Origin of the sequence: Streptomyces sp. OR43, assembly GCF_008042275.1 — a bacterium.
In the GTDB taxonomy this organism is placed as follows: Bacteria; Actinomycetota; Actinomycetes; order Streptomycetales; family Streptomycetaceae; genus Streptomyces.
The window spans coordinates 4,434,666-4,458,858 of the sequence record NZ_RDBK01000043.1 but is presented as its reverse complement, the minus strand read 5'-3'; the positions used below and the strand labels follow the sequence as shown (position 1 = coordinate 4,458,858).

20 protein-coding genes and 2 pseudogenes are annotated in these 24,193 nt (G+C 69.5%); 12 read left to right on the top strand and 10 right to left on the bottom strand.

Annotated features, from left to right (window positions below; all coding sequences use genetic code 11):
- Positions 1 to 206 precede the first annotated feature (206 nt).
- Complete coding sequence (locus EAO72_RS39155; protein WP_148021738.1) at positions 207 to 1,397, top strand: L,D-transpeptidase; 1,191 nt, start codon at positions 207 to 209, stop codon at positions 1,395 to 1,397.
- A 180-nt stretch (positions 1,398 to 1,577) separates the two neighbouring features.
- On the opposite strand, the gene EAO72_RS39150 is transcribed toward EAO72_RS39155, so the two are convergent.
- The 5 genes from EAO72_RS39150 to EAO72_RS39130 all read right to left on the bottom strand — a co-directional run bounded on the left by EAO72_RS39150 (position 1,578) and on the right by EAO72_RS39130 (position 5,352).
- Positions 1,578 to 2,450, bottom strand: coding sequence for an amino acid ABC transporter permease (locus EAO72_RS39150; RefSeq protein WP_148021737.1), 873 nt, complete (start codon positions 2,448 to 2,450; stop codon positions 1,578 to 1,580).
- Positions 2,447 to 3,091, bottom strand: a complete 645-nt coding sequence (locus EAO72_RS39145; RefSeq protein WP_148021736.1) for an amino acid ABC transporter permease — start codon at positions 3,089 to 3,091, stop codon at positions 2,447 to 2,449. Before EAO72_RS39145 ends, EAO72_RS39150 begins: the two co-directional genes overlap by 4 nt.
- Before the next feature lie 17 nt (positions 3,092 to 3,108).
- Entirely contained in the window at positions 3,109 to 4,020 is a 912-nt protein-coding gene (locus EAO72_RS39140; protein ID WP_148021735.1) for a glutamate ABC transporter substrate-binding protein, read from the bottom strand.
- Between the two features lie 14 nt (positions 4,021 to 4,034).
- Complete coding sequence (locus EAO72_RS39135) at positions 4,035 to 4,778, bottom strand: amino acid ABC transporter ATP-binding protein (protein ID WP_148021734.1); 744 nt, start codon at positions 4,776 to 4,778, stop codon at positions 4,035 to 4,037.
- A 133-nt stretch (positions 4,779 to 4,911) separates the two neighbouring features.
- The gene (locus EAO72_RS39130) at positions 4,912 to 5,352 is read right to left on the bottom strand and encodes a DUF6278 family protein (protein WP_148021733.1); all 441 of its coding nucleotides are present in this window, start codon (positions 5,350 to 5,352) and stop codon (positions 4,912 to 4,914) included.
- 629 nt (positions 5,353 to 5,981) lie between these two features.
- Here EAO72_RS39130 and EAO72_RS39125 point away from each other — a divergent pair.
- Entirely contained in the window at positions 5,982 to 7,193 is a 1,212-nt protein-coding gene (locus tag EAO72_RS39125; protein WP_148021732.1) for a Cmx/CmrA family chloramphenicol efflux MFS transporter, read from the top strand.
- A gap of 273 nt (positions 7,194 to 7,466) precedes the next feature.
- Here EAO72_RS39125 and EAO72_RS39120 read toward each other — a convergent pair whose 3' ends face one another.
- The 3 genes from EAO72_RS39120 to pcaDC are packed head-to-tail and all read right to left on the bottom strand — an operon-like array spanning position 7,467 to position 10,248.
- Complete coding sequence (locus EAO72_RS39120; RefSeq protein ID WP_148021731.1) at positions 7,467 to 8,246, bottom strand: exodeoxyribonuclease III; 780 nt, start codon at positions 8,244 to 8,246, stop codon at positions 7,467 to 7,469.
- Positions 8,247 to 8,294: 48 nt separating this feature from the next.
- Complete coding sequence (locus tag EAO72_RS39115) at positions 8,295 to 8,957, bottom strand: MBL fold metallo-hydrolase (RefSeq protein WP_148021730.1); 663 nt, start codon at positions 8,955 to 8,957, stop codon at positions 8,295 to 8,297.
- Positions 8,958 to 8,970: 13 nt separating this feature from the next.
- Positions 8,971 to 10,248, bottom strand: a complete 1,278-nt coding sequence (gene pcaDC, locus EAO72_RS39110) for a bifunctional 3-oxoadipate enol-lactonase/4-carboxymuconolactone decarboxylase PcaDC (protein ID WP_148021729.1) — start codon at positions 10,246 to 10,248, stop codon at positions 8,971 to 8,973.
- A gap of 897 nt (positions 10,249 to 11,145) precedes the next feature.
- On the opposite strand from pcaDC, the pseudogene EAO72_RS43910 reads away from it, so the two are divergent.
- The 5 genes and pseudogenes from EAO72_RS43910 to EAO72_RS39095 all read left to right on the top strand — a co-directional run.
- Positions 11,146 to 11,388 (top strand): annotated as a pseudogene (locus tag EAO72_RS43910) (hypothetical protein); the annotation flags it as partial.
- Positions 11,389 to 11,413: 25 nt separating this feature from the next.
- Positions 11,414 to 11,626 carry a Tn3 family transposase gene (locus tag EAO72_RS42600; protein ID WP_222724143.1) on the top strand — a complete coding sequence of 71 codons (213 nt, stop codon included), beginning with the start codon at positions 11,414 to 11,416 and terminating at the stop codon, positions 11,624 to 11,626.
- A 37-nt stretch (positions 11,627 to 11,663) separates the two neighbouring features.
- Positions 11,664 to 11,894: a Tn3 family transposase gene (locus EAO72_RS43630; protein ID WP_410090536.1), complete on the top strand. Its 231-nt coding sequence runs from the start codon at positions 11,664 to 11,666 to the stop codon at positions 11,892 to 11,894.
- A gap of 99 nt (positions 11,895 to 11,993) precedes the next feature.
- Positions 11,994 to 12,368 (top strand): annotated as a pseudogene (locus EAO72_RS44235) (erythromycin esterase family protein); the annotation flags it as partial.
- Between the two features lie 41 nt (positions 12,369 to 12,409).
- Positions 12,410 to 12,853 carry a DUF6228 family protein gene (locus EAO72_RS39095; protein ID WP_148021728.1) on the top strand — a complete coding sequence of 148 codons (444 nt, stop codon included), beginning with the start codon at positions 12,410 to 12,412 and terminating at the stop codon, positions 12,851 to 12,853.
- Between the two features lie 37 nt (positions 12,854 to 12,890).
- Here the strand turns inward: EAO72_RS39095 and EAO72_RS43625 are convergent, their stop codons facing one another.
- Together EAO72_RS43625 and EAO72_RS43620 are read right to left on the bottom strand one after the other, a co-directional pair.
- Positions 12,891 to 13,499, bottom strand: coding sequence for a hypothetical protein (locus EAO72_RS43625; protein WP_261991773.1), 609 nt, complete (start codon positions 13,497 to 13,499; stop codon positions 12,891 to 12,893).
- A complete protein-coding gene (locus EAO72_RS43620; protein WP_261991772.1) occupies positions 13,496 to 14,416 on the bottom strand; it encodes a hypothetical protein in 921 nt (306 codons plus the stop codon). Before EAO72_RS43620 ends, EAO72_RS43625 begins: the two co-directional genes overlap by 4 nt.
- Positions 14,417 to 15,629: 1,213 nt before the next feature.
- Between EAO72_RS43620 and EAO72_RS39080 the strand changes: the two genes are divergently transcribed.
- The 5 genes from EAO72_RS39080 to EAO72_RS39060 all read left to right on the top strand — a co-directional run.
- A complete protein-coding gene (locus tag EAO72_RS39080) occupies positions 15,630 to 17,162 on the top strand; it encodes an FAD-dependent oxidoreductase (RefSeq protein ID WP_148021727.1) in 1,533 nt (510 codons plus the stop codon).
- A 282-nt stretch (positions 17,163 to 17,444) separates the two neighbouring features.
- Positions 17,445 to 18,689, top strand: a complete 1,245-nt coding sequence (locus EAO72_RS39075) for an ROK family transcriptional regulator (protein ID WP_148021726.1) — start codon at positions 17,445 to 17,447, stop codon at positions 18,687 to 18,689.
- A gap of 536 nt (positions 18,690 to 19,225) precedes the next feature.
- Entirely contained in the window at positions 19,226 to 22,471 is a 3,246-nt protein-coding gene (locus tag EAO72_RS39070; RefSeq protein WP_148021725.1) for a glycoside hydrolase family 3 protein, read from the top strand.
- 135 nt (positions 22,472 to 22,606) lie between these two features.
- Positions 22,607 to 23,764 (top strand): ROK family transcriptional regulator, encoded by a 1,158-nt coding sequence (locus EAO72_RS39065; RefSeq protein WP_148021724.1) that lies wholly within the window; start codon positions 22,607 to 22,609, stop codon positions 23,762 to 23,764.
- Between the two features lie 255 nt (positions 23,765 to 24,019).
- Positions 24,020 to 24,193 (top strand): helix-turn-helix domain-containing protein (locus EAO72_RS39060; protein WP_148022287.1); only part of this gene is annotated, 174 nt, incomplete at its 3' end.

Genomic DNA, 24,193 nt, shown 5'->3' with positions numbered 1-24,193 from the left:
GCGCTTCCTGTCACACACCGCATTCCCGTATTTCCGCGGATTCACGGAACCTAGGCTGACCGGCAATTGGAGGGCTCTCTCCCCTATTCCCGGCCGGCTCAAGACTCCGGCGCATTCCTCCCACTCGACGACAGAGCAAGGCCCAGGAGGTTTTCCCGTTGATACCCGCCCCTTTCACATCCGCCGCCCGGCGCACCGTCCGTTCCGTGTCGCCCCCGCGCCCCGCCCGGCTCGCCCTGACCGCCGGTACCGCGGTGCTCGGCATCACGCTGACGGCCTGCTCCGGGGGTGCCGCGGCCTCGGGTCATGACGGCAAGACGCGGGGCACGGACTCCTCGAAGGCCGCGGAGACCCGGATCTCGGTGAACCTGCGCGGCACCGCGGCCGCCGCGGGCCGGCCGGTGACGGTGACTCTGGCCGCCGGAAGACTGCGCACCGTCACGGTCTCGGCCGACGGCGGCGACGCCCTCACCGGCCGGCTCTCACCCGACGGCAGGACCTGGACGTCCGACCGGCCGGCGGCGCCCGGCACCACGTACCGCGTCGAGGCGAAGGACAGCGGCGGCSGCGGTGCCACGGCCGGGTTCACCACGGCCGCGGCCGGCAAGGTGAACAAGCTGACCCTCGCTCCCGGCAAGAACACGACGGTCGGCATCGCCCAGCCGCTGTCCATCGTGTTCGACAACCCGGTGAAGAACAGGGGCGCGGTCGAGAAGGCGCTCAAGGTCTCCACGTCGAACGACACCGAGGGGTCCTGGGGCTGGCTGCGGGACTACTCCGGCCGCGACCGCGTGGACTGGCGGCCCAAGGAGTACTGGAAGTCCGGCACACGCATCACCCTGGACGCCGAACTCAACGGCGTCGACTCGGGTTCCTCGGGTGGCCTGTTCGTACGGGACTACGCGACGACGTTCACCGTCGGCAGCAGTCAGGTGGTCGAGGTGGACCTGGACCGCCACCGGCTGGCCCTGAAGCGGGACGGCAGGACGGTCATGGACGTGCCCATGTCCGCCGGGACACCGGGTGGCGACCGGGCCTCGTGGCGGGGCACGGCCGTCCTGATGGCGAAGGAGGGCACGATCAACATGAACTCCGAGACGGTGGGCCTCGGTGACGCGTACGACAAGATGGTCGACTTCTCGATGCGGCTGACCTGGTCGGGCATGTACGCCCATGCCGCGCCGTGGAACGCGGCGTACTTCGGGGTGGCCAACCACAGCTCGGGCTGTGTCGGGATGAGCGACGCCGACGCCGCTTCCCTCTACCGTCAGGCCCGGGTCGGCGACCCGTTCGAGATCACCGGCGCGGACGCCAAGGGCACGGTCGCGGAGGGCAACGGGTACGGGGCGTGGAACGTCTCCTGGTCCGACTGGCGGACCAGGAGCGCTCTGGACTGACGGGCACCACGGCCGTTACGGCCCGCATCACCCGTACGACCGGCACGGCCGGTTCGCAGCTGACCTTCTCCCCCGCCCGGCACGGGCCTTCGCAGGCGTCCGTGCCAGGCGCGAGAAGTGATCACCGGCTGCTGCCGGACGGGCATCACGGCCCGGACCGCACCTCGCGGCAGATCCCGCCTACCGCACTTCCGGCATCAGCGTGCCCGGTTGCGCCGGGCCGACGCCCGTCGCTTCCGTCTTCGGATTGCGCCGCTGCCGCTTCGCCACCCAGGTGGCGAACCACGAGAGCAGCATGCACATCCCGATGTAGATCGGCGAGATCACCATCACCACGGGGATGAAGGGCAGATCGTAGTCGAGGTTGGACGCGATGAGTTTCCCCGCGTGGAGGAATTCCTCGTAGGTGATCAGGTATCCCAACGAGGTGTCCTTCAGTGCCACCACCAGCTGGCTGATGATGGTGGGCAGCATCGCGCGCAGCGCCTGCGGTGCCAGCACGAAGGTCGTGACCTGCGTCTTGCGCATGCCCAGCGCGGACGCCGCCTCGCCCTGGCCGCGCTCCACCGAGTTGATGCCGGTGCGGAACACCTCGGCGAGCACCGATCCGTTGTACAGCGTCAGTCCGGCGACCAGGGCCGGCAACGGCTGCACCTTCAGCGCGACGAAGATGAAGAAGATCATCACCAGGACGGGCATGGCGCGGAAGAACTCGACGAGGACCGTCGCCACCCAGCGCACCGGCCGGTGGTCGGAGAGCCTGCCCACCGCGAGGACCGCCCCGAGCGCCAGCGAGAGCACCGCGGCGTACGCGAACGCCTTGAGGGTGTTGCCGAGCCCGCGCAGCAGCAGTTCCTGAATGCCCTTGTACTCGAAGGGTGTCCATTTGTCGCTGGTGAACTGGTCGGTGTCGAAGAGCAGATAGATCACCCAGCCGACCAGGGCGAGGATCAGGACCGTCGAGACGATCCCGTAGACGAGGTGCCGCTTGCGGGTCTGCGGCCCCGGGATGTCGTAGAGGACGGTCGCACTGGGGGTGGAGTGGGCGGTCATCGGGCGACTCCCCAGCGCTTTTCCAGCACGTTGAAGATCGCGCTGATGGTCAGAGTGATGATCAGGTACCCGACGGCGATCCAGACGAAGGTCCAGATGATGCTGTAGCCCAGCTCGTTGAGCGTTTTGTACGTGCCGAGCAGTTCGGTGACGCTGAACGCCCCGGCGATCGCCGAGTTCTTGGCCAGTGCGATGAGCGTCGACCCGATCGGCGGGATCACCGAGCGGAACGCCTGCGGCAGCACCACGGTGCCGAGCGTCTGGCCGAACGTCATGCCGAGGCTCCGCGCCGCCTCGCCCTGCCCGGTGGGCACGGTGTTGATGCCGGAACGCAGCACCTCGCAGATGAACGCGGAGGTGTAGCAGCCGAGGGCGAGGATCGCGAAGACGTTGAACGGCAGGACCAGGCCGAAGCGCGGCAGACCGAGCAGTACGGCGAAGAACAGCAGCGTGAGCGGGGTGTTGCGCAGCACGGTCACCCAGACCGTGCCGAGCACCCGGAGCGAGCCGACGGGCGCCACACGGAAGGAGGCCATGACGAAGCCGACGACCAACGCCAGGATCGAGGCGTAGAAGGTCAGTTCGACGGTTCCGAGGAAACCCTTGGCGTAGAGCGAGAAGTTGTCGGTGAGTACGTCCATGTGTCGTGGCCGTCCTCTCAGTTCGCCGGGTAGCGGTCGATGGGCGGCGGCTTCGGAGCGGGCGCTCCGGAGAGGCCGAGCGTCGCCTCGAACGCCTTCTTCCAGTTGCCGTTCTTCTCGTTGGCCTCCAGCGCGTCGTCGAGCGCGAACCGCAGCGCGTTGTCGCTGCGCGGGACCCCGATGCCGTACGGCTCCTCGGAGAACGGCTTGCCGACGACCTTCATCTCCTCGGGCGCCTTCGCGGCGAAGCCCAGCAGGATCGCGTCGTCGGTGGTGACGACGTCGACCTGGTACGTCAGCAGGTTGTCGACACAGATCGAATACGTGTCGTAGGCGACGAGCTTCGCCTTCGGGTAGTCGGCGGCGATCCGCTGGTACGGGGTCGATCCGGCCGCCGAACAGACCGTCTTGCCGGCCAGGTCCTGCGGTCCGTGGATGTCGTCCTCGTCCGTACGGACCAGCAGCCCCTGGCCCGCCATGTAGTAGGGGCCGGCGAACCCGACGAGCTTCTTCCGCATGTCGTTGATGGTGTAGGTGCCGACGTAGTAGTCGATCTGCCCGTTCTGCAGGGCGGTCTCGCGGTTGGCGGAGGCGATGGTCTTGAACCGGATCGTCTTCGGATCGAAGCCCAGCGAGGCCGCCATCATCCGGGCGATCTCGATGTCGAAACCGGAGTAGACCCCCGTCGCCGGGTCCTTCTCGCCGAGGTAGGGCTGGTCCTCCTTGGCTCCCACCCGCAGGTATCCGCGCTTCTTCGCCTGCCGCCAGGTCCTGGAGTCCGGCAGGCTGAAGGAGGTGTCGACCTGGTAGACCGGCAGCGCCTCGGCCTTCGGCCCCTTCACCGGCGGGCTGCCCTCCTTGCCGCAGCCCGCGGCAAGGACGGCCAGCAGCAGGCCGGCACAGGCGGCCAGTACTTTTCTCGTACGCAACACAGGGCCTCCCGTCAGTGCTTGAGGATCTTGGACAGGAAGTCCTTGGCGCGGTCGCTCTCCGGGGAGGTGAAGAAGTCCTCCGGGGTGCGGTCCTCGACGATCCGACCGTCGGCCATGAACACGACGCGGTTGGCCGCGGAGCGGGCGAAGCCCATTTCGTGGGTGACGACGACCATGGTCATGCCCTCACGGGCGAGCTGCTGCATGACCTCCAGCACCTCGTTGATCATCTCCGGGTCGAGGGCCGAGGTCGGCTCGTCGAAGAGGAGGGCCTTGGGGTCCATGGCGAGGGCCCGGGCGATGGCCACGCGCTGCTGCTGGCCGCCGGAGAGCTGGGCGGGGAACTTGTCGGCCTGACCGACGAGCCCCACGCGCTCCAGGAGCTCCCGGGACCGCCGGTCCGCCTCGTCCTTCTTCCGCTTGCGGACCTTGAGCTGCGCCAGCGAGACGTTGGCCAGCACGGTCTTGTGCGCGAACAGGTTGAACGACTGGAAGACCATGCCTACTTCGGCCCTCAGCTGCGCCAGTCCCTTGCCCTCCTCGGGGAGGGGTCTGCCGTCGATGGAGATGCGGCCCGACTCGATCGTCTCAAGGCGGTTGATGGTCCGGCAGAGCGTCGACTTACCGGAGCCGGAGGGGCCGATGACCACCACCACCTCCCCGCGGCCGACGGTGAGATTGATGTCCTGCAGTACGTGCAACTTTCCGTAGAACTTATTGACGTCACGCAGCTCGATCAACGGATCGACGGCCATACGCTGCCCTACCCAATTATCGCTTTGTCGAGGTCAGCGCAAACTATCCACCCCGGAAAGGGACTTCACACCCGACACGCGTAAATGGGTCATAAGGCGTTTTATCTCGCCGCACGGCACGCGCGGCCGGCCGTCACCCCTCGGCCGACTCCGAGTACACCTGCGAGAGCTCGGGGCTGCCCGTCATCGCCCAGTCCAGACCGGCCTCGACCACATCGATCTCGCGGCCGGAAGCGAGGCGCACCACGGGCTGGCCGCTGGGCCAGATCTGCCAGTGCGCGCCGTCGACGTTGCGCACCAGAACCGTACCCAGATACAGCCCCGCGTCATTGCCCAGCCAGGGAAGCTCCTCCGGATCGTCGCGCCAGCGCGGCGGCAACTGGTCCAGCGCCGTCAACGAGGCCGGGCTGTCGTCGAGTTCGAGCCCTCTCTCCCCCACCCGGACGCGGAGCAGCTCACATTCGGCGAGCAGCGCGGCCACGCCTTCCGGATCGGCCTCGACGGCGGCCGCGAGCCCCGCCTCCCGCGTTCCGTCGTGACGCTTACGCCAGTTGTCCAAGAAAGGGATGTTCATACCACTCAGGTTCCCATCCCGGCCCGGATCCGCACCACAGGGCGCGCGGCCTGTCGTTCGAGTGCTGAACACCGCGCGTACGCCCCACGTTCACCCGGACACGCTCCCGGATCGGAACGGCACGGGAGCGGAAGCGAGCGGAAGGTCGCGGAAGGTCGCGGAGCGGAGCGAACCGGCGAGAAGGCGGTGGAGGAGCGCGGCTCCGGCTGGTAGGTTCCCCCTTCATGAGCAGCCCCGAGTCCGACAGACGCTAGCCACCGGTCCCCCGGTGGCTCCCCGCGTCCGCGCCCGACCGCCTTCGCGTCGGCACGGCTGTCGCGCTGCCGCCCTCCGGACCCATGCGATGCGGGTCACGCTCGGCATTGCGTACGGGTAGAGCTTCTTCCCGGCGGCCGGCCCCGGGGCGTCGTCCTTCCCGGCGGCCGACCCGAGGCGTCGTCCTTCCCGGCACCACACGGCTCTGCTGCCGCCTCTGCCGTTCCACGGTTCCGCGGCTCCGCCGTTCTGCCGCGTTGCGGAGCTGCCGTCCTGGCGTTCTGCCGTTCTGCCGTTCTGCCGCTCGTCACGACGGGCGGGTGCGGCCCGCGTCCCCGACCGGTTTCGTCCATCAGCCGTCCATGGGGTTCTTCATGCCGTTTTCCGTCTACGCTCTCGGGCTCGCCGTCTTCGCCCAGGGCACGTCCGAGTTCATGCTGTCCGGCCTGCTGTCGGGCATCTCCGAGGACCTGCACGTCTCCATTCCCGCCGCGGGCCTGCTGACCTCGGCCTTCGCCGTGGGCATGGTTCTCGGGGCGCCCGCGATGGCGCTCCTGGGCCGCAACTGGCCCCGGCGCCGTGCGCTGTTGTTCTTCCTCTGCGTCTTCGCCTCCGCGCACGTCGTCGGTGCGGTCACCTCCAGTTACGGGGTGCTGCTGGCCACGCGGGCCGTCGCAGCGGTCGCCAATGCCGGTTTCTGGGCCGTCGCCCTGGTCACCGCGGTCGCCCTGGCCGGACCCGAGGCCCGGGCGCGGGCCACATCCGTGGTGGTCGGCGGTGTCACGGTCGCCTGTGTGGCGGGGGTGCCCGCAGGAGCGTGGCTGGGCGGTCAGTGGGGATGGCGGGCGGCGTTCTGGGCCGTGGCCCTCGTCGCGCTGCCGGCGATCGCCGTGATCGCGGTGACGATTCCGGCGGGGCGGCCCGCTGCCACGCTGCCGAGCGCGTACGCCGAACTGCGGACCCTTGCCGGGCCCCGGCTCCTCCTGGCCCTGCTGACGAGCGCGCTCGTCCAGGGAGCGACGTTCTGCGCGTTCTCCTACCTCGAACCCGTCGCCCGGGAGGTCACGGGACTCGGCGCCGCGTGGGTGCCCGCCCTGCTCGCGCTGTTCGGTGTGGGCTCGTTCATCGGCGTCGCCGTCTGCGGCCGGGTCATCGACTCCCGGCCGCGCGCCCTGACCGCGGCCGGGCTGGTGGCCCTCACCGTCGGGTGGGCTCTGTTCGCGTCGGCCGCCGGCAGCCCCGTGGCGGCGGTGCTGCTCGTCCTCGTCCAGGGCATGCTCGCGTTCGGCACCGGGACCGCGCTGATCACCCACGTGTTCCGGCTGGCCGGTGGCGCGCCGACGCTGGCCGGCTCGTTCTCCACCGCGGCGTTCAACGTGGGCGCCGCGCTCGGGCCCTGGCTCGGGGGGCTGGCCATCGGCGCGGGGTTCGGTTACCGGTCGCCGCTGTGGGTGAGCGCGCTGCTCATGGTCATGGCGCTGGCCACCGCGGCCGCCGCCCTGGGCCGTCGTCGTCCGGTCCGGGCCGAGGACCCGGCGCCGGACTCCGCCGTGCGCGCGTACGAACAGCGGAGTTCGAACGGCTGAGCACCCTGCCGAGGCGGTCGTCCAACGGCGCCCCGGCTGCCCGTACCGGATGAAGCCACGGCTACGGCGCCGATCGCCGAGCCGCGCCGTACCGAGGTCAGCATCCGGCACGCCCCCGCGACCGCCGCGTTCGTCCGCTCCGTGGCGGGGGAACGCGACCGCCGCCGACGGTCACCGGGGGCGGAAGGGCCATGGTGGGTCCGTCGATGCGCGGGGTGCACGAGGCCGTGCGGGCTCAGAGGCCGCAGACGGGCGCCCGAGCCCGTCCCCTGCTCAGAGTTCGAGGTCGACGACCACCGGGGCGTGGTCGGAGGCGCCCTTGCCCTTGCGCTCCTCGCGGTCCACGTAACTGTCCTTGACGGCGGCCGTGAACGGGGCGTTGCCGTAGACGAGGTCGATCCGCATGCCCTTGTTCTTCGGGAAGCGCAGCTCGCGGTAGTCCCAGAAGGTGTACGGGCGGTCGTACTTCAGCGGGCGGGGCATCACGTCGGCGAGGCCCTCCTCGCGCAGGGTCGCGAGGGCGGCCCGCTCGGCGGGGGTGACATGGGTGGCGCCCTCGAAGAGGGCCGGGTCCCACACGTCCTCGTCGGTCGGGGCCACGTTGAAGTCGCCGAGGACGGCGAACGGCTGCGCCCCGGCGGCGTCCGCCGCCACGGCCTTCTGCAGCGCCTCGAACCAGCGCAGCTTGTACGCGTAGTGGTCGTGCTCGACCTCGCGGCCGTTGGGCACGTAGACCGACCAGAGGCGGACCGGCCCGCAGGTCGCGCTGATCGCCCGGGGCTCCTGCACGCCGTCGTAGTCGGGGCCGCCGGGCAGCCCCGTCACGACGTCGGCGAGGCCCACGCGGGAGACCAGCGCCACCCCGTTCCACCGGCCCGTGGCGTTGACCGCGGACTCGTAGCCGGCCTCACGGAGCGCGTCGGCCGGGAACTGCTCGGCCGTGCACTTGGTCTCCTGGATGCACAGCACGTCCGTGCCGGTGCTCTCCAGCCAGGCCAGCAGCCTCGGCAGGCGGGCGGTGATCGAATTGACGTTCCAGGTGGCGATGCGCATGTACGTAAACCTAGCGGCTCCCACTGACAGTGGCCGGGGCGGCGCCCGTCATACGCCGGTCGACTCCCCCGGGGCCAGCCGGGCGTGGTCTGCGCCGGCCAGTGTGCCGAGGGTGTTGTCGTAGATCGGGCGGGCCAGATCCGTGAGCAGCGCGTCGTGGATGTCGATGGCTCGGCGCGGCTTGACCTCGCGGAGGTAGTCGACCACCTCGGAGATCTTGCTCCAGGGCGCCATCACCGGAAGCAGCAGCGTGTCGACCGGCTGCTCGGGCACGGTGAGGGCGTCGCCCGGGTGGAAGACGGAGCCGTCCACCAGATAGCCGACGTTCGTGATCCGCGGAAGGTCCGGGTGGATCACGGCATGGAGCTCGCCGTGCACCTGGATGTCGAACCCGGCGGCCGAGAAGGTGTCGCCGTGCCCGACGGTGTGGACCCGCCCCGGGAACGCGGCCGCGAGCTTCTCGGCCACACTGCGCAGCGTCCAGATCTCGGCGGCCGGGTCGGCCTCCAGCCCGGCCCGCAGCCGCTCCTCGTTGAAGTGGTCGGGGTGCTCGTGCGTCACCAGGATCGCCTCGGCGCCGATCGCGGCGTCCCGCTCCGAGAACCCGCCCGGGTCGATGACGAGCGTGCGCCCGTCCTTCTCCAGTCGGACGCAGGAGTGGGACTGCTTGGTCAGCGTGAGCGCGAGCGGCTCGGAGTTCTGGGCGTTCATACGGTCCATCCTGCTACGCGGGAGGCGTCGTTTCCGCCTGAATCACGGACTGGGCGATCCTGAAAGCGGCGCCGGCGGCCGGGATCCCGCAGTACACGGCGGTCTGCAGCAGCACCTCCCTGATCTCGGCCGGAGTGAGCCCGTTGCGCAGGGCGGCGCTGACGTGGGCGGCGAGGCCCTCCAGGTGTCCGGAGGCGACCAGGGCGGTCAGTGTGACGGTGCTGCGGGCGCGCCGGTCAAGGCCCTCCCGGCCCCAGACCTCGCCCCACGCGTAGCGGGTGACGAGCTCCTGGAAATCACCGGTGAAGTCGTCGGCGGCCGCCATGGCCCCGTCCACATGGGCGTCACCGAGCACCTCACGGCGGATCTTCATACCCCGCGCGTACGGATCGGTGCGCCCACCGGTCTCCGCCTCGGGCTGCGCGGTGGCCGCGGTGAGCTCCGCGACGGGCAGCACGGGGGCGGAGAGCCGCGGGGCGAACGAGGGCGCGGGAATCGCGGCCAGGGTGTCCTGCCAGGCCGTGGAGAAGTGCGTGAGCAGGAGGTCGGTGACGGCTCCCGGCTGCTCGACCGGGGCCAGGTGGGAGGCGCCGGGGACGAGGGCGAGCCGTGCGTCGGGTATGCCCGCGACCAGCGTCCGGGCGTCACCGGGACCGGTGACCTGGTCCTCGGCGCCGACCAGGACGAGCGTGGGAAGACCGATCCTGCCGAGCTCGCTGCGGATGTCGAAGGCCGCCAGGGCCTCGCAAGCGGCGATGTAGCAGCCGGGGTCGGTGGTACGGACCATCTGGACGGCCCATTCGACGATGGCCGGCTGCGCAGCGGCGAAGCCCGGCGTGAACCAGCGCTCCGGCGCGGTGCGCGCCATCGGCTCCAGCCCGTTGGTACGGACGATCACCCCGCGCTGGCGGAATTCGTCGGCGCTGCCGAACCGGGCCGAGGAGGCCACCAGAGCCAGCGAGGCGACCCTCTGCGGGTGGCGCAGCGCGAGGTCGGCCCCGATCGCGCCGCCGATGGAGCAGCCCGCGTAGCCGAAACGCTGCACCCCTAGTCCGTCGAGCGTCGCCATCAGCCGGTCCGCGAGCTCCCCGACGGCGGTGGCGGGGTGCGCGGGGGCGCCGCCGTGGCCCGGGAGGTCGTAGCGGAAGACTCTCCAGTGCTGGGTGAGCTCGGGTATCTGCCGGTCCCACATGTGCCATGTGGTACCGAGGGAGGGGCCGATCACCAGGACTGGTGCGTCTTCCGGCCCGTCAAAGCGGTATTGCAGGGTGTTCGGGGGTGTCTCGCTCACCCGCCCGACCCTCTCATCTGTCACGACAGCCCCTATGATCGGGGGTCTGGTTCCAGCTGTCCGACCAGGTGAAAGACCTCCCGGGCAGCCTAGCGTCTCAGGCAGAGGACGTTTCTGCGTCGGTCCTGCCCTCCTTGATCCGACGCTCAGGTGACCCTCAGCGCGTGGGGCGACCCGCTTGCGCATGTGCATAATGCGGTGGAGTGCAGCATTTTGCTTGACGGCGGCCGCCGGCGGTTGAGGCGACGGGTCCACCGGCTCCCGAAGAACGCTCGACGGACTGGCCACGCGCAGCGGGCGAGGGACGCCTCGCTGTTCAGCCGTGCGTCCCCGATGCGGTCTACTCCCAAGCCACCTCCCGCGCAGGCCGACGGCGGAGGGACTTCGGAGCAGGTGCCGCGCCGGACACAGTTGAACTGAGCATGCCCGCCACCCCTCCGATCGAATGACGCGTCGCGTTGCCGGTACCGGGCCACGTCGGACGGTCAGGAACGTGAGGACGCCATATCGTTCGGCAGGCCCCTATCGGGACACACCCCGTCGGCCCGGCACCGACAACGCACCATCCCCGGTCAACGGCCGACAATGCGACAACAGGACACTCGGTCAGACGAGTCATAAGTCAGACCCCAGACCCGGGACAGCACCCATCTATACTCCCGACCCTCACTGCACGTCGAAGCCGGTGTTCCAACCTGACGGCCAGTTGAGAACATTTGACAGTTGATGCCCAGCACCGACAAGACATGCACGAAGACGAACATCGGCTACGCACCGTGCGGCAGGTCTTCTGACCACGCAGCCGCCTCCTCAGCCAGAGAAGGGGCTTGGGGGGATGCGGCAGTACCGTCGGGCTGACGTGCAGCCGGCAGCGTTGCCCAGCCGGGTCCCTTTCACGTGATCACGCCCGTTGAACGCAACGAACGTTCGCTGCCTCCGGCTCGGCAGACGCGTAGCTACCGGGCGAAGGGATGTACCTCGGGTGCTGCTGGGGTGGTCTCGGTGACCGAACGCTTGGAGGATCCTCCCGCTGCGGCCGGTCAGGGCGAGAGGTGGCCGAACCTGGCTCCGGTGCTGTCCACCAAGACGATCGACTGGGACCTGATCGCCCAGCAGTACGACCAGATCGTGAAGTACGCCACCGCCCTGCGCCTGGGGACGGCCGATGCAGAGCAGGTCCTGCGGCGCTTCACCCCGGGGCGGGCCCAAGCATCCGACGTACCGGGCGGTCGAGGAGCTGGGCCGGGCGGTGCGGACCTCGTTCGTCTGCGACTATCTTGCCGACGTCGAGATGCGCCAGGAGATCCACGAGGGGTTGCAGGTGGTGGAGAACTGGAACTCCTCGAACAAGGACCTGTTCTACGGCAAGGACGGGTGACCTGGCGGGCGCGGACAAGGAGTCCCAGGAGGTGTCCATGCTGGCGCTGCACCTGCTCCAGTCCGCTTTGGTGCACGTCAACACGCTGCTGGTCCAGGGGGTCCTGGCCGATCCGAAGTGGGCGGCACGGCTCACCGCCGCGGACCGCCGGGCGCTGTCCCCGCTGTTCTGGACCCATGTGAATCTGTACGGCCGGTTCGAGCTGGACATGAACAGCCGCCTGGATCTGGACCTGTTCTCCGCCGGGACCTCGGCAAGGACTATGTGAGCATCGGGCTGACGTTCAACAAAGGCGGCATCAACGCGCTGCCCGACCGCACCGCGCAGCAGCCCGCGTCCTAGCCCGTGCCCCCGGCCCCCGGCCCCCGAGGGATACAACGAGCACACCCTGGACCGCGTCCACCCGCACGGCTTCAGCCTCGATCTGCGCACCGCCCCCGCCGCCGCCAAGCAGTGGCTGTCGCAGGCCCGCAACACCCGCTCCTACGGCCTCTACTGGTCGACCGCACCGGCGGAGACCGCCCTCGCCCGCTCCTACGACGCCGTCATCCACCTGCACCGCGTCCGCCCCGCCGACCTCCGCCGAAGGAGGCAGGAAAGGGGGTTGATACTGGTGGGCTCGCGTATTCAACTGTCGCCAGTTGATCAATCTGGCTCCGGAGTCACTACTGACCGTGATGATCCTGGCGGGGATCTGGGGGTGGAGCCCTCAACGTTGACGGGAAGTAGCACCGCGTCGTAACCGCGATGACGCCGTCGTGTTGGCGTCCTTATCCTCAGTGGGTGAGTCTGATCGAGGTGGTTCCTGGGCAGGTCGAGCTCGTCGTTCGGGGAGCGGGGTCACAAGCGCCCTCTATCCGGTTGTTCGACTGGTCGCGGACCGATGAGTTCGAGGTCGTATTCGCCGTGGAGGCCGTCGATGACGGCCTGCGCGCACGGGTCGAGGCCGTGACGGTGTCTGCCTGGGACGGTGCGGGATACCTGACCGAGTTTCTCGACGGCCTTGCGCGCGACTTCCGCGGTTGGGAGGGCGAGCGGTCTTGGGTCAACAACGAGCTGGTCGTGGCAGCGACGTTCGGTTCAGGCGGTCACGTGTGTCTGAGCTGGACTCTGCGAGCCGACGTCTTCTCCAACGGCTGGGAGTGCACTGTGACGACCATGATTGAGGTCGGCGAAGAGCTGACGGCTGTCGCTGCCGACCTGCAGGAATTCTTCCGCCAGGGGTAGCCGTCCCAGGGCCCCGAAGTGGGGCACTCACGCGCTCTCAGGCTCTCGGAACTGGAGGGCTCCCAACTTCGCTGGTTCCCTGTGGAACCCGGCCTGTTGGTGACTTTGCGTGATCTCCTGGGGTGTATCGGCTCCATGTCCCGCCGGTCTCGTTGCGGAGGCGGCTTGTGGTCTTGTCGTGGTAGCCGAGAGCGTCCGCGACGACGGGTGCGGGAAGTTCAAGGAGTTGCTGCCGGATGGCGGCGCCGCGGGCGGCCGCAGTCGGGACCCCGACTTCGTTCAAGAGCGCGGACAGGTGGTCGGGGCCGGCCGGCTGCCCCGCCCGGCGCCCCGGGAAGAGCCGGCGGGACGCGGAGTTGGTGGCAGTGTTCATGTTGTCGCGGTTCGCGATGTGCTCCAGCAGCAGGGCGGCGACCGGATCAGGAACGGGCGAGGCCGGCTCACCGAGCCGCAGCAGCACGGTTTCGCCGTCGCGGATGACGTCGTCGATGCTGAGCCGGACGATGCGGCTCACGGGCTGGGCGTAGAGGAGCACGATGACTCCGGCGACACGGAGGCGCATCGGTATCTCGGTATCGGTCAGCAGCCGGCCAAGGGCATCGAGGCGCTCGTCTTCGCTCAGTGCGGCCCGGCGGGAGACCTTCATCGTGGGGATGGCATGGCCAGGGAGCGTCGGCAGCGTCGGCTCTGCATGGCCCCGTTGAGGAAGGCTCTCAGGCAGGTGCGGGCGTGTTCGGTGTTCTCGGCGAACCATGCGTCGATGTCGATCTGGCCGCATGCCGCGAGGGTGCTGTTCCGCTCGCCGAGCCATTGCAGGAACGCGGTCGCGTACTTGACCTGTTCGGCAGCGAATCGGCGGATGCTGGGTGTGATGTGGCTCCTCTCGGCGCGGGTCCGCAGCCGAGGGAGAACGTGCCAGGTCGAGAAGAGCCGGATCGTCTTGGCGTGCTTGGGGTCGGCGATGCCGGTCAGGTGGCCGGGAAGCCAGCGTTGGAAGGAGCAGAGGTACTTGTCGACCGCGGGCAGGGCTCCGCAGGTCATCAAAAGTTCTTCCAGGTGAGCGGCGGCCCGCCAGGGCTGGAGCTCGTGGAAGGCGTCGTGGGTCAGCGGGATATCGCCGAGACCGAGCCGCCGCAGTAGCTGCGATGCGCTGCCCGGCTGGTCGCGGCGCATCTCCAGCCAGGCCAGGCCGCTTCTGGGCTTGTCCATCGCCACCAGCAGGTCGAACAGCGGGACCAGCGTGGGCCTGATGCGGCTGTCTCCGTCATCCAGGAGCGCGGTGAGGCGGTCGGTGAGGGTGCAGCGTTCACACAGCCGTCCGCCCAGGAGCTTGCCCTCGAAGCCGCAGCGCGAGCAGTCGAAGGTCTGCGAGAAGCAGGCGCAGGTGGTGCAGATCGGCGCTCGGTCACCGGGGCGGAGTCCGGGGAGGGCACGGTCCTGGCCGCATCCCGGGCAGGTGCCCCGTGTCCGGACGGCGCGGTCCGAACAGGTTCGGCAGACGTATCCATCCGGCCAGGTGCCAGCCTTGTGCCTGCGGAGGCCGCACCGGCAGCACTCCGCCATGTACCAGCGTTCGTACTGCTGTCGGCGTACACACGAACGTCCCCAGCTCCGTACGAATGAAAAGGGCAGATCATGCTGCATTCCACCGTCGCGGCCAGCAGCGGCGAGACGTTGCTGGCGACCCATCCTCGGGCGATCGGCCGCGGGGTCCGCGTTGTCGAAGAGACCCACTGGGACGGCCTGCCCACCGGCAGAGGACGTCGCACCGCCACCGGCGACATCCTTGTTCAGAATGACGTACGTCGCCGTCACCGAGGCCGAGGCGAGGTCTACGACGGCCAACCGCTGTTCCCACGTCCCGTTCGTGACCTTGAAGCCGTGGAGCAGCAACGTGCCCGGGTCGGAATTCGTCTCGCCCTTCCACACCGAGGCTGCCGGCAGGCCGGTCACCGTCCGGTCCACGCCCCGGCCCTGGTCGTCCTTGTCGAGCAGCCTCCGCGCGCTTCGAGGCGACGGGTGTGGTCCCTTGGCACTGGACCGCTCCGTAGACCCCGCCGCGGTCGTACGTGACCAGTTCCTCGCCCGTGGCCATGTCGAGGAAGGAGCGTGTGGTGCCGGCGACCCGGACGACGATGTCCGTGCCTGCATTCGCCTGGTACGGGCCGCCTGGCAGCGGGGTCCGGGTGCCGTCGTACCGCGTCCAGGCGTAGACGTCGCTCTCGCCCTCCTTGTGCCGCGACTCATCGAGAGCGCCGCCCGGCTTGCCGTGCAGCTGGAGGAACACGCTCGTGTCGCTCTCCGGTTCGCAACCGGCCGACCGGCAGCCGAAGCGGATGTCCCCCCGTGCGGCACTTGTCCTTCGCATCCGGGTTCTCGAGGTTCACCGAGTTCTTCGTCTGCAGCATGACCACGGGATACGGTTCGGGCCGCGGGTCCCTGGGTGAGGCCGGGGAAGACGATGAAGTCCCGTCCGGACCCGCACCGGAGCCCGGGCCCGTCGAGTCCGCCGCGTTCATCGGGTCGGAGGGGGCCGACGAGGACCCTCGCCCCGGAGCCGACGCCGTCGCGGCCGGCCCCCTGCCCGCCCGCGACTTCATCGCAGCTGAAAGGTGGCCCTAAATCTCTTTGTGGGCTGATGAGATGGAAAGTGGGTACCACCGGCGTCGAGGGGCGGGACGACGTGCCGCGCACCGCCCCAGTCATCGCAGGGCCGCTCGGGCGAAGAAGTGGGCTCCCCCAGTGACCTTCCCGCGCCGGGGGGAACACGTGCTCCATGACCTTCCGATCTGAACTGCCGGGCGTGGCCGAGTCCTACTGGATGGCCACGGCGCCCGTCGCTCCGCGACCCGCCCTGGATTCCGACGCCACGGCGGACGTCGTCGTGATCGGCGGCGGCATGGCCGGTCTGAGTGCCGCCTGGGAGCTGACCGCGGCCGGGAGGAACGTGACCGTACTCGAGGCCGACCGCATCGCCGCCGGGGTGAGCGGATACACGACGGCCAAGCTCACAGCGGCCCACGGCCTCGTGTACGAGCGGCTGCGTCGCACGCGCGGGCGGGAGGGCGCGCGACAGTACGCCCGTTCACAGCAGGAGGCGGTGGAGCGTGTCGGTGCGGTGGCGGACGAACTGGGCGTCGACTGCGACTTCGAACGCTGCTCGGCGCTGACCTACACCACCGATCCGCACCGGCGTGCCCAGTTTGAGGCCGAGGCCGAGGCTTCGTCGGTAGCAGGTCTGGACGCGCGCTTCGTGACGGAGACCGACCTGCCGTTCTCCGTTGCCGCTGCCGTACAGGTCGCCGGCCAGGCACAGTTCCATCCCCGCAAGTACATGCTCGGCCTCGCGGGCGCGATCGTCGCACGCGGTGGCTCCATCCATGAGCGGACCCGGGTGACCGGGCTCAGCGAGGGCTCCCCCTGCCGGGTGCGTACGGAGAACGGAGTGACGGTGACGGCTGCGGACATCGTCGTCGCCACGCATTACCCGGTCTTCGACCGGGCGCTTCTCTTCGCGCGCATGTCGCCGCGTCGCGAACTCGTCGTCGCCGCTCCGCTGCCGGCGGCCGAGGCGCCCGAGCACATGTACATCACCTCGGACATGGGTAAACGATCGGTCCGTTCCGCGCCGCTCGACAGGGAGCGGCGGCTGCTGATCGTCACGGGTGAGGACTTCACGCCGGGGACGGGCGACGCCCGGGAGCGGTTTCTGCGGTTGGACGGCTGGATGCACGAACACTTCGCGGTCGGCGACACGGCCTACCGGTGGGCGGCCCAGGACAATGACGTGAGCGACGGCGTTCCCCTGGTCGGGCCCTTGCACCCGGGTGCGCGCCATGTGTATGTGGCGACCGGGTTCGGGGGCTGGGGCATGAGCGGGGGCGCCATGGCCGGACAGCTGCTGTCCTCGGCTCTGACGGGCGCTGAGCCCGAATGGGCGGGTCTCTACGATCCGCGCAGGTTGTGGTCCACCGTCCGTGAGGGGACGGAGCTGCTGAAGCAGCAGGCCGAGGTGGCCCGGCACTTCATCGGTGACAGGCTGAGAAGCACCCATGTCGACTCCGTCGACGATGTCGCTCCCGGTACCGGCGCGGTGGTCCGCGTCGACGGACGGCGCTGTGCCGTCTACCGCGACGAGGACGGAAAGGTCCACGCCGTGTCGGCGCGCTGCACGCACCTGGGCTGCCTGGTCGCGTTCAACGAGGCGGAGACCACGTGGGAGTGCCCCTGCCACGGTTCCCGGTTCGCCGTTGATGGCGAGGTGGTCCACGGACCTGCTCTCCGGCCACTGCCCCCACGCGCGGTGTGAGCACGGCGGGCGCGGCTCACGCACATCAGGCACGGGAAGCGTGGGCATCGCGCATGCCTTGCACCGGAGTACCCGTCCTGGGGTCTCTGGCGTGGATCAGGCTGGACCAGGGAGCGGGGCCAGTGCTGCCCCGACGGCGGTGGGTGAGCGACGTGCCGACGATGCCGGAGTCTTCATGCCGTCCGATTGCCCGCCTGGACGCCGCGCCTGGTCTGTTGGAAGGGCCCCGCCCGTTCGGCACCAGGCCACAGGCGTCCGGCGGTGCCCGCTAGGCTTCGTACGATGGAGACCAGTCCCACGCCTGACGTGCTGCAACCCCGCGAACGGCACATCGTTGCCGCGGTGCGTGACCACGGCGGCGCAAACCGGCGCGAGCTGGCCGAGCTCACGGGACTGCCGCGCACCACCGTCACGGCCACGGTCTCCTCGCTCATCGCCCGCGGGCTGCTCACCGAATCCGACGGGCAGGCCGGCACCCGCCGGGTGGGCCGGCCCTCCCCGACCGTACATATCGAGCTCGCCACGAGGACCGTCGCCGCTGTCGAACTCGGCCGCAGGCGCCAGTCGGTGACCCTCATCGGCTTCGACGGCCGCGTACGGAACCGCGCCGACATCGAACTCGACCAGGCCCAGCCGTTCGAGGCCGTGGCCGCCGCCCTCGCGGCAGCGGCGGACTCGGTTTCCTCCGGCACGGCCGAGATCAGCGCGATGGTGGTCTCGGTTGCCATGCCGTTCCGTCGAGGCGCCGGAGCCCCGCAGGTCCCCATGTACTCGGCAGGCGAAGCGCCCTTTGCGCGGGTGCACGCCCGACGCCCGGGCTGGCTGATCACCGATCCGTCGGCCGCCCTGACCGAAGCGCTGGGCGTACCCGTCGCGATCGAGAACGACATCAATCTGGCCGCACTCGGCGAATCGGGCCATGGGGTCGCCAAGGGCGCCCACACGGCGGTCTATCTCGGCGTGGTTCCCGGATTCGGCGCGGGCATCGTCATCCACGGACGGCTGTATCGCGGCGCGGGGGGCGTTGCCGGGGAGCTGGCCCACATCAGCGTTCGTGAGGACGGCGACCTGTGTGTGTGCGGCAACCGAGGCTGCTACGCGACAGTGCGATGCAACGGGCCGAGCCTGGGCGACGACATCGCGACCGCCCTGGGCCGGGACGTCTCGCTGGATGAGCTGATCGGGCTGGCCGCACGGGGGGACGTCATCGTGTGCCGCTGGCTGACCGATCTCGGCCGCAGCATGGGCCGGCCGCTCACGGGATTCGTCACCATGCTCAACCCCGACCTGCTGGTGGTCGACAGCGGCCTCGGGGCTGCCGCTGCGCCCGTCGTCGAGGGGCTGCGTGACACGATCGAACGACGTACCTCCCCCATGACGTTTCAAGGTCTCGACATCCGTGCCGGCCAGCTCGCGGAAGCCGCTGTTCCGGCCGGTGCCGCGGTGCTCGCAGCCCAGAACTACGTTGATCGCCTCCTCGGGCTGAACGCCTCGCCGCGTCCCGGCGACGCGGGGGCCGTGCGGTAAGAGCCGTTCGATGCCCGCCCGGCAGCGGCCGGGCGCGGGCAGGGGGACGAGGCCTGTCATGTTGCGTGGGCCCCGGCAGGACGGTGCTGGTGGCCGGCGCCGGCTGCCCCGGCCCGTCTCGCGGCGGCAAGGCGAGGCAGCTGTGCCGAGCTTGGACGACACCAACCTGTGAACGAGGCCAGGACTCATGGGTGCTTTCTGATGTGTCGGCGACCCCTTGAGGTCAGGGCCGCCCGAGGTCGGGTCTGATCGTCGCATCTCTCGAAGAACCTTCTGAACTGCACTTGTAGCAGCTCGGAACGCGTCTGCACACCGGCAGGGTGCGGGAAACGGCCGATCAATCAATTAGCCAATCATCGGCTTAAAACCTCGCCAGATCCCGGATGTTTTAACCATTGACCACAGAAAACCGCGCTCTTAGGGTCAGCTTCATTCGCACCGAGCGGACACCCCTTCAGTGAACTTCCGGGCCGGAGGTCTGCCCGCTCGGCGTGAACTTCCGAGCTGGACAGTGCGGTTGCGAGAGGACCAATGACATGAACTTCACAAGATCGCCCAGAGGCGCACGCCGAGGCCGGGGCATCGCGCTCGCGTCAGCCACCGCGGTCGTTGCGACAGTCGTCTTCACCGGAGTCCCCGCGGCGACCGCGGCGACCTCCGACCCCAATCCGGCCGCGCTGGAGCTGAAGAACGCGGCCCTCTCACGCGAAGCGGCCACCCAGGGCATGGTCCTTCTCGAGAACCACGATCACGCGCTGCCGATCTCCCGCAAGGGGAACGTCGCTCTCTTCGGCGTCGGCGCGTACAAGACCGTCAAGGGCGGCACGGGTTCGGGCAACGTCAACAACCGCTACACGATCTCGGCCCGGCAGGGGCTCACGGACGCCGGATACAAGGTCACGACCAGCGATGCCTACTGGTCCGCGATGACGCAGGCCTACGACACCAAGTATCCGAGCACCAGCGGCAGCATGTTCGGCCCGAGCGTCGACTACGCCTCCGTCGAGCAGCCGCTGACGGCCGGCAGCGTCGCGCCCGCGGCCCCCACCGACACCGCCGTCTTCGTCGTGGCGAGAAACTCCGGTGAAGGCGCCGACCGCTCCTCCGGTCCCGGCGACTATGAGCTCACCTCGACGGAGCGCGCCAATCTGAAGCTGCTCGGCCAGACGTACAAGCGTGTCGTCGTCGTCCTGAACACGGGCGGCGTCGTGGACACGTCGTTCTTCCCGCAGATCAACGACGAGGTCAAGGGAGCCCCGGGCGGCCGGGCACTCGACGCGTTGCTGCTGATGAGCCAGGCCGGCCAGGAGAGCGGCAGCGCCCTCGTCGAGGTGCTGAACGGCACCGTCACCCCCTCGGGCAAGCTGACCGACACCTGGGCATCCGCCTACTCGCACTACCCGGCCTCCTCGACCTTCGCAGGCAACGACGGCGACTCCTTGCGGGAGCAGTACTCCGAGGGCATCTACGTGGGATACCGCTACTTCGACTCGTTCTACAGGAAGATCGACCCCGCCGACCCGGCGGGAGTGGTCAACTACCCCTTCGGCTACGGCCAGTCGTACACCTCCTTCGACATCGAGGCGCAGCAGGTCAAGGCCGACGCCCGGACCGTGAAGGTGACGGCGAAGGTGACCAACACCGGCGGCGGCTACAGCGGCAAGGAGGTCGTCCAGGTCTACGTGTCGGCCCCGCAGAACGGGCTCGACAAGGCGTACCAGCAGCTCACCGGCTACGCGAAGACGGACAGTCTGGCCCCGGGCCAGTCCCAGACGGTGACTATCAGCTTCGACACGACTTCGCTCGCCGCCTACGACGAGTCCCGCGCGGCCTACGTGATGGACGCGGGGGACTACGTCGTGCGGGTCGGCAACTCGTCCCGGAACACCCACGTCGCGGCCCGGCTGAACCTCTCGAAGACCGTCGTCACCGAGCAGGACCACACCGAACTCGACGATCAGGCTCCCGACACGGAGCTGACCAGCTCCGCGAAGGACTTCTACACCTACCGGGGCGAGCAGGCCGAGACCGCGCGGGCCCACCGGATCCGCCTCGACCCCCGTTGGTTCCGCACGGAACAGCGTGCCTCGCCGTATCAGCAGGACACCGCGGTCGACTCGTCCTCCCCGTACCACGCGCTCGACGGCGACACGATCTCTTCGACCACGGTCTACCTCGACCCGAAGCAGAAGGACTGGGAGGGCACCGGCGCTGCCTACCGCCCGAAGACGGGCGAGAAGGTCAAGAACGTGCCGACCAGCACCTCGACCACCCTGTACGACGTCGCCAAGGGCAAGGCGTCCATCGAGCAGTTCGTCGCGGGCCTGAACGTCTCCCAGCTCGCCGACATCGTCGAAGGCTCCAGCGCCGCGGGCAGCACGCTGACCGCCAAGGGCGCCGCCGGCTACACCACGCCGAACTACGAGAAGCTCGGCATCCCCGGCATGGCGCTGGCGGACGGGCCTGCCGGACTGCGCCTCACGCAGAAGATCGACGCGGCCGAGCCCACGTATCAGTGGGGCACCGCCTGGCCCATCGGTACCCTGCTCGCCCAGAGCTGGGACCGCGGCCTGGTCTCGCAGGTCGGCGAAGCCGTCGGCGAGGAGATGGCGGAGTACGGCGTCCAGCTCTGGCTCGCCCCGGGGATGAACATCCACCGCGACCCCCTCAACGGCCGCAACTTCGAGTACTACTCCGAGGACCCCCTGATCGCGGGGCTGACCGCCGCGGCCACCACCGAGGGTGTCCAGAGCATCCCCGGCGTCGGTGTGACGATCAAGCACTTCGCCGCCAACGCGCAGGAGACCAGCCGGAACACCAGCAACTCGGTCGTCGGCGAGCGGGCGCTGCGTGAGATCGAGCTCAAGGGCTTCGAGATCGCGGTCAAGGCCGCGCAGCCGATGTCGGTGATGAGCTCCTACAACAAGATCAACGGTACCTGGGCCGCCAGCAACTACGACCTGCTCACCGACGTGCTGCGCGGCGAATGGGGCTACAAGGGCACGGTCATGTCGGACTGGGGAGGCAGCCACGGCGCACTCACCTCGATGTACGCCGGCAACGACCTCATCGAGCCGGGCGGCAACCCGGCCGAGATCATCAACGCCATCAAGCAGGTGGCGCCGGCCATCGACGTCTCGGGCCTGCCCGTCTACAACAGGACGACCCGCTCCAACGGACGGGTCAGCTACAACTGGCAGTTCGGCGGTCTCACCCCCTCGGCCACCGGTGGCACGGTCGTGAACACGACCGTCGACCGGAACACGGACCTGTCCCGGGTGCCGCGTTCCGGTGAGACCGTCACGGACGCGATCAACAACCAGGTGTTCACGCCGAACGCCAAGTTCACCTCGGTCGACGACGCGTACCGCGCGGTGGCCGCCCTGCTGGCTCCCGACAGCACGGCACTGAGCGCCGCCCAGAAGGCCGCCATCAGCATCACCGGCGTCCAGCACGCCACGGCCGGCGACGTCAACAGCCCGGTGGTCGCCTACACGGTCGCGCTGAAGGGCGACTACCCGGCCCAGGGCTACCCGCTCCGGCTGGGCGACCTCCAGCGCAGTGCGATCCGCGTCCTCACCACCGCGTCGCAGAGCTCGTCGTTCGAGGAACTCGCAGGCCTGAACGGGGTCAAGGGCATCAAGGTCGGCCCGTACACCTCGCAGTTCAAGAACCTGGAGCCCGCGGTCACCGCGACGCTGGGCAAGGTGTCGAAGGCGTCCGGCGGCCACCACGGCTCCGGTCACGACCACCGCGACGAGAAGCCGCACTCGGGCCACTGAGCCCGCCGGGTGACGCCGTCACCCGTCCGACCGTCCTCGGACTGCTCCGTTCAGGCCGGGGACGGCCGGGCCCTCAGCGGGCCGGCGGCGAACGGACATCGCCGCGGCCGGGCGTCAACCCTTTAGGATCTGTCCATGTCCCAGAAGCCAGCGGGCTGCTCGCCCCGGGATCGGACACGCGAGGAAGTCTTCCGGCACATCCGCTCCGCCGACCGCGCGACACGTGCTCGGATCGTGGAACTCAGCGGACTGTCCCGGAGCACCGTCAACCACGCCGTGTCCCGTCTGCTCGCCGAAGAACGCGTCACCGAGACACCGGCCGAGGGAGGAGGTCCCGGGACCGGGAGCGGACGGCCCGCGGCGATTCTGCGTGTCGTCCCCAGGGACGCTCCCGTGGCGGCGATCGACTTCGGCCACAACCATGTCCACGTCGCGCTCGGCGATTCCTGGGGCAGCTCCATCGCCGAGGAACGGGTCGACCTCGATGTCGATCTGCGAGCCACCGAGGCGATCGACTGTGCCGCGGGGCTGCTCGACGGACTACGTGTGGCAGTCGGGATCGGCGACCTCGCCGCGGTCGTCGCGGGCGTCCCCGGTCCGCTCGACACCGACTCGGAGCTCGTACGCTCCCCGACGATTCTGTCGAGCTGGGTGGGACTCGACCCCCGGAAGGAGCTCGCGAGGCGCCTCGGCGTTCCCGTGCACGCCGAGAACGACGCCCTCCTCGGAGCCTACGGCGAACTGCACCTCGGCGCGGGGCGTCGCTACGCGGACTTCCTCTACGTCAAGGTGTCGCACGGCATCGGGGCAGGGCTCGTCGTCGAGGGGAGACCGTACCGGGGATCGCAGGGCTTCGCCGGCGAGATCGGCCACACCCCCCTGCCGGGTCACACCGAGATGTGCCGGTGCGGCAACCGCGGCTGTCTGGAGACGGTGGTGTCCGTGTCCGCCATCGCGGCGCAGATCGCCCACACACACCCCGGAGTGGAGACGGGCCTGCGCTTCCCGCTCCAGGTGAACGACCCCGTCACGGACCGCATCCTGGACGATGCGGGCCGGACGCTCGGCGGAGTCCTCGCCGCCTTCTGCAACCTCCTCAACCCGCAGGCACTCATCGTGGGCGGGGAACTCGGGGCCTCGACCGGTGCGCTCGTCCAAGGCATCTCGGCGGCGGTGAGCCGGAACGCCCAGCCCGCCATCGCTGCCGGCCTCGACATCCTCCCCGCCGACCTCGGCACCCGCGCCGAACTCCTCGGCGCCCTCCGGCTGGCGACGACGCTCGCGTCGCCCTGAACCTGCCCGGAGCCCGCCCTCCGGGCCGGTGCCGCGGTAACACCGGTGCACCGCCCCAACGACGATCGCCTCGACGCCGGGAAGGAGACGGTTGTCGTCACGGGCCAGCCGCCAGCAAGCACGCCGATGCCTAGGTGTTCTGTCCCGGGAGGTTGTGGACGGGTGATGCAGGTCTCGACTGAGGGATCTTGAACGGGTGAGGGCCTTCCGGGTTCGGTGTGGATTGCGACGTCTACACCGACCAGAAAGGCCCTCGTGCCCCACCGTAATGCACCCCTGACCGAGACCGGACGGCTGCGGCTGGCCCGCTGTGTGGTCGAGGACGGCTGGCCGCTTCGCCGGGCCGCGGAACGATTCCAGGTCTCCCCGACCACCGCCCAGCGGTGGGCCGGCCGCTACCGGGCCCTGGGCGAGGCCGGGATGGCGGAC